10 protein-coding genes are annotated in these 8309 nt (G+C 46.6%); 8 read left to right on the plus strand and 2 right to left on the minus strand.

All coding sequences use genetic code 11. The annotated features are described in order from the left end of the window. Positions 1-4 precede the first annotated feature (4 nt). A complete protein-coding gene (gene greA / locus QD47_RS29895; RefSeq protein WP_044649529.1) occupies positions 5-484 on the plus strand; it encodes a transcription elongation factor GreA in 480 nt (159 codons plus the stop codon). 147 nt (positions 485-631) lie between these two features. Here greA and QD47_RS29900 read toward each other — a convergent pair whose 3' ends face one another. Then, complete coding sequence (locus QD47_RS29900; protein ID WP_044649530.1) at positions 632-1171, minus strand: transcription repressor NadR; 540 nt, start codon at positions 1169-1171, stop codon at positions 632-634. Beyond that, on the minus strand, positions 1168-2322 hold the full coding sequence (locus QD47_RS29905) for an IscS subfamily cysteine desulfurase (protein WP_044649531.1): 1155 nt from the start codon (positions 2320-2322) through the stop codon (positions 1168-1170). The genes QD47_RS29900 and QD47_RS29905 overlap by 4 nt, the downstream gene beginning before the upstream one ends. A 167-nt stretch (positions 2323-2489) precedes the next feature. Between QD47_RS29905 and nadA the strand changes: the two genes are divergently transcribed. The 7 genes from nadA to QD47_RS29940 all read left to right on the plus strand — a co-directional run. Then, positions 2490-3596 (plus strand): quinolinate synthase NadA, encoded by a 1107-nt coding sequence (gene nadA / locus QD47_RS29910; protein ID WP_044649532.1) that lies wholly within the window; start codon positions 2490-2492, stop codon positions 3594-3596. Between the two features lie 83 nt (positions 3597-3679). Beyond that, positions 3680-4009, plus strand: a complete 330-nt coding sequence (locus QD47_RS29915) for a hypothetical protein (RefSeq protein ID WP_235332410.1) — start codon at positions 3680-3682, stop codon at positions 4007-4009. Then, positions 3975-4808 (plus strand): membrane protein insertase YidC, encoded by an 834-nt coding sequence (yidC, locus tag QD47_RS29920; RefSeq protein ID WP_044649534.1) that lies wholly within the window; start codon positions 3975-3977, stop codon positions 4806-4808. The genes QD47_RS29915 and yidC overlap by 35 nt, the downstream gene beginning before the upstream one ends. Before the next feature lie 266 nt (positions 4809-5074). Further along, positions 5075-5437, plus strand: coding sequence for a thioredoxin domain-containing protein (locus QD47_RS29925; RefSeq protein WP_052647044.1), 363 nt, complete (start codon positions 5075-5077; stop codon positions 5435-5437). Positions 5438-5513: 76 nt separating this feature from the next. Beyond that, complete coding sequence (locus QD47_RS29930) at positions 5514-6167, plus strand: phosphatase PAP2 family protein (protein ID WP_044649535.1); 654 nt, start codon at positions 5514-5516, stop codon at positions 6165-6167. A gap of 235 nt (positions 6168-6402) precedes the next feature. Beyond that, positions 6403-7113, plus strand: a complete 711-nt coding sequence (locus tag QD47_RS29935) for a response regulator transcription factor (protein WP_044649536.1) — start codon at positions 6403-6405, stop codon at positions 7111-7113. After that, a partial coding sequence (locus tag QD47_RS29940) for a sensor histidine kinase (RefSeq protein ID WP_044649537.1) occupies positions 7110-8309 on the plus strand: 1200 nt, incomplete at its 3' end. The genes QD47_RS29935 and QD47_RS29940, both read left to right, overlap by 4 nt.

The raw sequence follows: 8309 nt of genomic DNA on the forward strand, positions 1-8309 counted from the left end.
AAATATGTCGAATGAAGAAGTTTTGTTGACTAAAGAGGGTTTGACCAAGCTGGAGGATGAGCTTAAGGAACTAAAGACCGTAAAACGCAAGGAACTCGCCGAACGGCTTAAGCTGGCTATCAGCTACGGCGATTTGAAAGAAAATAGTGAGTATCACTCAGCGAAGGACGACCAAGCGTTTATGGAAACCCGGATTATCATATTGGAGAAGATGCTGACCAAAGCTCGGGTCGTGGATGAGAGCAGTTTGGATCTTAGAACCGTTAGTATCGGATCGACAGTCATTCTGAATGACATCGAATTTTCTGAGAAGATGGAGTACAAAATTGTAAGTCCTGCTGAGGCGGACGTGCTGGATAATAAAATTTCCTACGAAAGCCCTCTAGGAAAGGAACTTTTGGGTAAAGAAGTAGGCAGTATCGTTCATGTGAATGCACCCATGGCTGTCATCAAATACGAACTGCTCGAAATTAAGCTGACGTAATCCGTTCCCGATTCCCTTTTATGAGGGGGCCGGGATTTTTACTTTTTAATGAGCATAATTTTAGGGCTAAAGCCGCCCCCACCGGAGCGCAGAGTACGCTCCACATGCGAGACAGGGGTTACATAGTATCTGCTATAACACTGTAAGCTAGTCCGTCATTAGAAAACCAGCGTTCTCCAATGCGGCACAGGCTTCATTAATTTTAGCTTCATCAGGGGCATGCAAGGTATGAAGGTGAATACCTCCGGTCAGCTGGGACAGATAAATCGCTTGGGTGGAGCTGATTTTGCGAATAAAATCGTCCACTTCCTTGCGGGTTCCGACCCGAATGGGAGCAGTCAGATCACCGTATACGGGATGCTCCACAATAACATCCTGTACACTTACGCCATAGTCGACGATCATCTTTAGTTCCTCTTCTGTCTGTTCAGGTCGGTGCTTGCACACGATAATACGTGAGGCCGGGGGAGCGGCCTGGCCCGCAGGCTCCATATAAATATATCCTTGGCTCGTCGCAAGAATAGGCTCTTGGCTAGCTTTTAACAGGGAAATATCCTGTACGATTACTTGTCTGGAGACGGAAGCCCTGCGTGCCAGCTCGCTCCCGGTCAGCGGGGACTCGCTCTTAAGCCACAGCAGTAGCTGTTCGCGGCGTTCCGTGCCCATCCGTTTTAAAGGTTCAGTCAACGGGATAAGCTCCTTTCTTGTCTGCTTGTCAGGTCTGTTAAAATATCCACCAACACATCCAGATCCCCGGCGGTTGTCGTTTTTCCGAAGGAAATACGGATAAATTGCAATGCTTCACGACTGGATGCCCCAAGCGCTTGCAAGGCAGGAGAAGGCTCATGATGTCCGGCGGAACAGGCGCTTCCGGTGGATATACAGACACCGCTACGGTTACATTCCAGCATAACATATTGTCCCTCATAACCGTGAAAAAAACATCCCAGTATATGACTGAGTCTCTCAATCTTATTGTTTTCCTGTGCGGCCAAACGCAATGGAATTGATCTTTCCTGAATTTTGGTGAAAAAATACTGTCTTAACCTAGCGTATCGTTCCTGATGTAGCTCCATTTGTTTTGTCATCATTTCCGCTGCCGCAACAAACGCCGCAATGCCAGGAACGTTGACCGTTCCGGGGCGAAACCCGTTTTCATGCAGTGTATCAGGATACACTGGGCGCCACGGCGTTCCCGGCCTGAGAAATACCGCCCCCACACCCTTGGGACCATACACTTTATGGCTTGATATAGAGATAGCGTCCACCCCCAAGGCTGCTACATCAATGGGAATGTTCCCAAAGGTTTGTACTGCGTCGCTGTGCAGCACAATCCCTCGTTCCCGTAGCAGGGGAGACAAGTTGGTAAGATCCTGAATAAGCCCGGTTTCCGAGTTGGCGTGCTGTACGGATACAAGCCCGGTGTCTTCTCTGAGATAAGGTAAGAGATTATCACGGGTGATTCGACCTTCCTTGTCCGGCTGTACAATGGTCAGCTCATAGCCCTGCCGCTCCAGCAAAGCAGCCAGATTGTACATCGAATGGTGCTCCAGGGCGCTCATGATCCAGTGCTTTTTATGCTGTGGCAGTCCGTTCAGGATGGACTGTACAGCCAGCATGTTAGACTCCGTTCCCCCTGTTGTAAAATAAACTCCTTCCTTTTGACCTCCAATCATGTCTGCGATCCGTTGTCTGCTAAAATCCAGTGCATAAGCTGCATGACCGCCTGCATCATGGAGGCTGCTGGCATTTCCGAACATTTCCTTATTTAATGTGTTATACATATTCAAAGCTTCGTCACACATCGGTGTAGAAGCGGCGTAGTCCAGATAAATCATGGCTAATCTCCCCCTGCTAAAAATAATTCCATCCAAAAAGCCTTGAGATTATTGTAGGCATGTGTAAATATAAGTGTCAAGACACTTGTAAACATATATGTACACACAGCGCTTGTCTGTTCGTGGGAAGACGGGGCAGACAGCGCAGAGATAATGGAGGGATTCAAATGTCTATGCTTGACGTTTTACATGGAAATCGTGGACTCATGCCAGAGTACTACAAGACACTGACGGTTGCTGATATGGAGCAGCGTGTCGCCCAATTGAAGCAAAAATGGGGACAAAAGCTGCTTATTCCAGGCCATCACTATCAGAAGGATGAGGTTATTCAGTTTGCAGATATAACAGGGGATTCCCTTCAGCTTGCCCAAATGGCGGCACAAAATCAGGAAGCAGAATTTATTGTGTTTTGTGGAGTACATTTTATGGCAGAAACAGCGGATATGCTGACTACGGATCGGCAAACGGTCGTACTGCCGGATATGCGAGCAGGCTGCTCGATGGCAGATATGGCGAATATGGAGCAGACAGAACGGGCGTGGAAGCATTTGCAGGAGATGGTGGGCGATACGATCATCCCACTGACCTATGTGAATTCCACGGCAGAAATTAAAGCTTTTGTGGGGAGACATGGCGGGGCTACGGTGACCTCTTCGAATGCCAAGCAAGTGCTGGACTGGGCGCTGAAGCAGAAGGAACGCATTTTGTTTTTGCCGGATCAGCACTTGGGCCGCAACACAGCTTATGATCTTGGCATTCCGCTGAATGAAATGGCGGTGTGGAATCCAATGACCGATCAACTGGAGTCGGACCGTGACCCGGCAGCCGTAAAAATTATTTTATGGAAAGGGCATTGCTCTGTTCATGAAAAATTTACGGTCGAGAATATCCATCGTATCCGTGAGCGCGACGAGAGCATCCGGGTCATTGTTCATCCCGAATGCTCTTATGAGGTTGTTCAGCTTGCAGATTGCGCAGGCTCCACGAAATTCATCATCGACACGATCCATGCGGCAGAGCCGGGGACAAAATGGGCCGTTGGCACGGAAATGAATCTCGTGCAGCGTATCCGGCAGCAGTACCCCGAACAGCAGATTGAATCGCTCAATCCCGATATGTGTCCCTGCCTGACGATGAACCGGATTGATCTTCCACATCTGCTGTGGGCGATGGAGCAGATTGACCGTGGAGAGCCTGTGGGTGTGATTCGTGTCAACGATCAGGTTAGACAGGATGCTGTGCTGGCACTGAATCGTATGCTTGCTATCCGTTAAGGGTTTTTCCAGCCTGTATCTCTATTTAAAGATTAGTCGCTTGCCTGGTTTCGTGCTATAATCGTAGCAACGAATCGAAGGAGGTGAATCCCTTGTTTGAGCTTCAGGACCTGCTCCCCTACTTATTTACGATCGGCTTGCTGTGTACGGTAACCTACGCATATCTCGCTCATTTGCACGGCAATGTGCCCGAGTGCTGGATAGAAGGCGGGGCCGTGCGGTCGCATGCTTCTCCGCTGATGCCGATAACTGCCCGCGGGCAGGACATGCCTGTCCGGCTGGCACGTCATATCCGGCGGAAGGAAGCGCCGGATGAAGACGCGTCAGATTGTTCTCCCTCGTTGAACGATGGCACAGCCAATCAACGAGGAGGAACATATGAAACGATTCAAGGGATTCACCTTTTGGGGTAAAAAAGAACGGATATTCGGAATTATGGTAGCGCTGGCGGTGGTTATGCTGCTTTCCGGCTGCGGCGCGAATGCTGCGGAGATTAATGCACAGACACCCGGATTTTTTAATCATTATGTGGTGTTCCCACTATCCTGGCTTATTCAGCAACTAGCGCAATGGTTTGGCGGAAGCTTTGGACTGGCGATCATGTCATTGACGTTAATCGTCCGTCTGGCGTTACTACCGCTTATGATGCGCCAAACACGTGCTCAACAGGGGATGAAGCGCAAAATGAGCGCTATGCAGCCCGACTTAGACCGAATTAAGAAGAAGTACGAAAATAAGAAGGATGCTGCCAGCCAGCAGAGTATGCAGCAGGAGATGATGTCACTTTACAAAGAGCATCAATTTAATCCGCTGAATATCGGCTGTCTGCCTATTCTCATTCAGCTACCCATATTGAGCGGTATGTACACAGCCATCCGGCTTACCCCGGAATTGGCGTCTCATTCGTTCCTATGGTTCCGACTCGGGCAGCCGGACTGGATTTTGGCAATCTTCGTCGCAGTCGTTTACTTGGCACAGGCCAAGCTATCCCAGCTTCAAATGACGGCTGACCAGCGCAAGCAGTTTGCGATCATGGGATATCTTTCGCCCATTATGATGGCTGTTTTTTCTTTTAATGCGCCTGCTGCCATGCCGTTATACTGGACGGTAAGTGGTACCTTTTTGCTGCTCCAGTCGCTATGGTTCCGTAGACGCTATCCAACGGAGGAAGCAGAGGATAAGGTTAAGCTTGGAGAAGTTACGCCAACCTAAAAAGAAGATGATGTTTGTTTAATATGGAAATTGCGTTTATATTTTGTAGTATGTAATTTGTAATAACAGGATGCCATTCGAGCCGTTATAAGGCTTGAGTAGCATCCTTTTTTCTATGCTTATTGTGGACAATTCGCTTGTGTTATTTTAGTCATTATGAAATCCTTATTGGATAAGTTAATTCTTAAAGTTGGGAGAGGCTATATGAAAACTTCAACCACGTCCATTGAATGGTATGAAAATCAAATCAGGGAGGACGGCTGCTATTGCACGAGAAGTATGTTCCTGAGTTAAGAAAAGACAATAAGCCAGCAGGATTTATCGAGTATGCGCCGGGTGAACAGGCATGGAGAGCTGTTCATGCGGACGGATATGAAGGCTTGACCATCCTGCGAACTCATCAATGCCCCTATTTGGAGGTTGCCACGCAAAACATAATTGAAGCGGCAGAGAAGGTAGGCGTACAGCCCAAAATCATGCATATACAAGATCGTTCACAGTTGATGGAATTATCTCCGACACCTTACGGTGTGTTCCATGTGATCTGTAACGGAGAGTTGATTTCATATCACAGGCTGACTGCGCGTTCTTTTGCCAAAAATCTGAGCATGCTTTACGCTAAAAGCTAATTCTTTTAGTGAAATTATAAAAGAAATGTGGGTAAAGTAAAGACACAAAACGAACCTCATGGAGGACCAACAAGACATGAAACAAACATCAACAAAGCTCCCTATATCCTTGGCCCTGCTCACATGTATAGTATGTGCGCTTGGTTTCGGTTTAATCGCATTATGGGTTAGCGACCATCAAGTACGGCATTTTGACCAGAAAATCATTACGAATATTCAACAGTTGGAGTCGCCTGCCATGACCCGTCTAATGAAATTTTTCACCATGATCGGCAGCGGAATTCCGGTTGTGATTATTATTTTAATCGCCATGTTTGTGCTGCACAGAGTATTGGGACACCGCAGAGAACTGCTATTTTTGGCGATTGCTGTGCTGGGATCGGCGCTGCTGAATGCGGTTTTAAAATGGCTATTTCAGCGTGCGAGACCCGAAATTAACCGTATTATTGAAGCGAATGGGTACAGCTTTCCGAGCGGACATTCCATGACCGCTTTTAGTATGTATGCGGCGTTGACGTTTTTAGTGTGGGGACATGTTCCTTCCAGGCTAGGCCGTATCCTTCTGATTGTGCTCAGTAGCCTGCTGATTATAGCGATCGGGACAAGCCGTATTTATTTGGGCGTGCATTATCCGAGCGACGTTGTAGGTGGCTATTTTATGAGTGGCTGCTGGATGGCGGCCTGTATTTGGTTTTATCAGCGTATATTAGCCAGTTCATTGACCCAGTGAAACAAAACATAGTCTACATTAATTAACATCAGCATTTTGCATCATTCGATTCCCAACGCTTAAAAGTACTATATATTGCTGATTTGAAATCGCTCTTGGGATTTATGCAAAATGCTCAACATGAATAAATTTCTCCTTAACATCAAAAAATTGAATTACAAAGTTATATTAAATGAAAAATAAATGTCTTTTCGATTACTTATTAGTTTTTCTATAGAAATTAGGTGGTTTTGCGGTGAAAAAATCGGTACTGGTCATTGATGATGAAGAGAAAATATCCAGGTTACTCCAATTGGAATTATCCCACGAAGGATATGCAGTTGAAATCGCTCAAACGGGCAAAGAAGGATTAGAAAAGGCTTTGCAACACACATGGAATATCATCATTTTGGATGTGATGCTGCCGGAAATCAACGGGGTCGAGGTGCTAAAGCAGATTCGAAAAGTGGACAAGCATACGCCCGTAATTATGGTCACTGCACGTAACGCAACTACGGATAAGGTTTCTGGTCTGGATGAAGGTGCAAATGATTACATTACGAAGCCTTTTGAAATCGAGGAGTTATTAGCACGGATGCGGGCCAGTATGAGACATCAATTGGAGCCCAAAGCTACCTCTTCACAAGAAGAGGACAAGCCGCCGTATCTTCAGGTCGATAGCCTGATGCTGGAACCCAAGACACGTTCTGTGGTGCGGGAAGGAAGGAGAATCGAACTGACGCCCAAAGAATTTGATCTGCTTCACTACCTCATGGAGCACAAAAATCAAGTATTGCAGCGAGATCAAATGATTCAGGACGTATGGGGGTTTGATTTTGTCGGCGATACGAATGTAGTCGATGTGTATATCCGATATGTTCGTAAAAAAATCGACCATGGCTACAAAAAAAAGCTGATTAAAACCGTGCGTGGCGTAGGGTATTGCATCAGGGAGGAAGACCATTGAAGCTGCGGACCAAAATTACTCTGCTCAGCTCGGTTCTGGTGATGACCATTCTCCTGTTTGTGGACGTCACCGTTCATCTGTTATTTGTCAAAATCGCCACTCGCAATGAAAGAGAAGTGCTGCAAAATAAGTGGACTGAAATCATTGCCGAAACCGGTTCCGCGATGATTCTAAAAAATGCATGGGGACCCGAGTTGAAAGATGAGCTTTCAGGAGACACAATCCTGAGGGTTTTTGACCAGCAATCCCGTCTTCTGTATGAAGTAAGTCGTCAGTCCCGCTTTAAGCTGGGCGATATTCGTTTTGACCCTTCTCAAAGCTCACAGCTGACAGATGTACAGGGTCATAAAATTTTAGTAATTCATCTCCCAGTGCTTTCACCGGAAGGCAATCAGGAGGGAGCGCTGGAGATCGTAGAAAAATGGGATGCGCTTGAAAATAATCTCAATATTTTAGATACGATTTTGGTCACCTCAACTACAGGCGCTATGCTGCTTAGTCTGGTAGGCAGCACGATTTTAGCGAATGCGATATTGCTTCCGATTTCGAGCAGTATACAGACAATGCAGGAAATTGAAAGAAGCCTTAAGTTCAAAAAAATCCCTGCTCGCACTCACAATCAAGATGAATTGTCTCAAATGACCGCGACCTTTAATCGAATGATGGACAGATTGGAAGAGAGCTTTCAAAGCCAGCAACAATTCGTCTCAGATGCATCGCATGAGCTCAATACCACATTAATGATCATTGAGGGCTATGCTAACATGCTGCGGCGGTGGGGCACGCGTGACGAGGACATCTATAAGGAATCCATTGAATCCATCTATGAAGAAACTCAGCGCATGCGAACGATGACACAGCAATTACTGACTTTGGCTTCCTCACAGCAAAAAGAACCCGAGCCGTATGAACGGATAGAGCTGATCGGTTGCTGTCAACAGGTAATAGCGCATTTCAAGCCTGTACATGATCGTCAAATAACTATTTTTACAGATGAAAAAGAAATCTGGATTGATGCCAACCTTGCAAAAATCAACCAGCTACTAGTTATCTTGCTTGATAATGCTTTAAAGTATAGCTCGGCTCCAATCGAAATATTGCTGTCTACAGATGAAAAGGATGTGCACATCCGGGTCAAGGATTATGGAATCGGGATACCAGTGGGCGAGGTCAAGCGAGTCTTTGAGTCGTCGTGT

Source organism: Paenibacillus terrae (assembly GCF_000943545.1).
In the GTDB taxonomy this organism is placed as follows: domain Bacteria; phylum Bacillota; class Bacilli; order Paenibacillales; family Paenibacillaceae; genus Paenibacillus; species Paenibacillus terrae_A.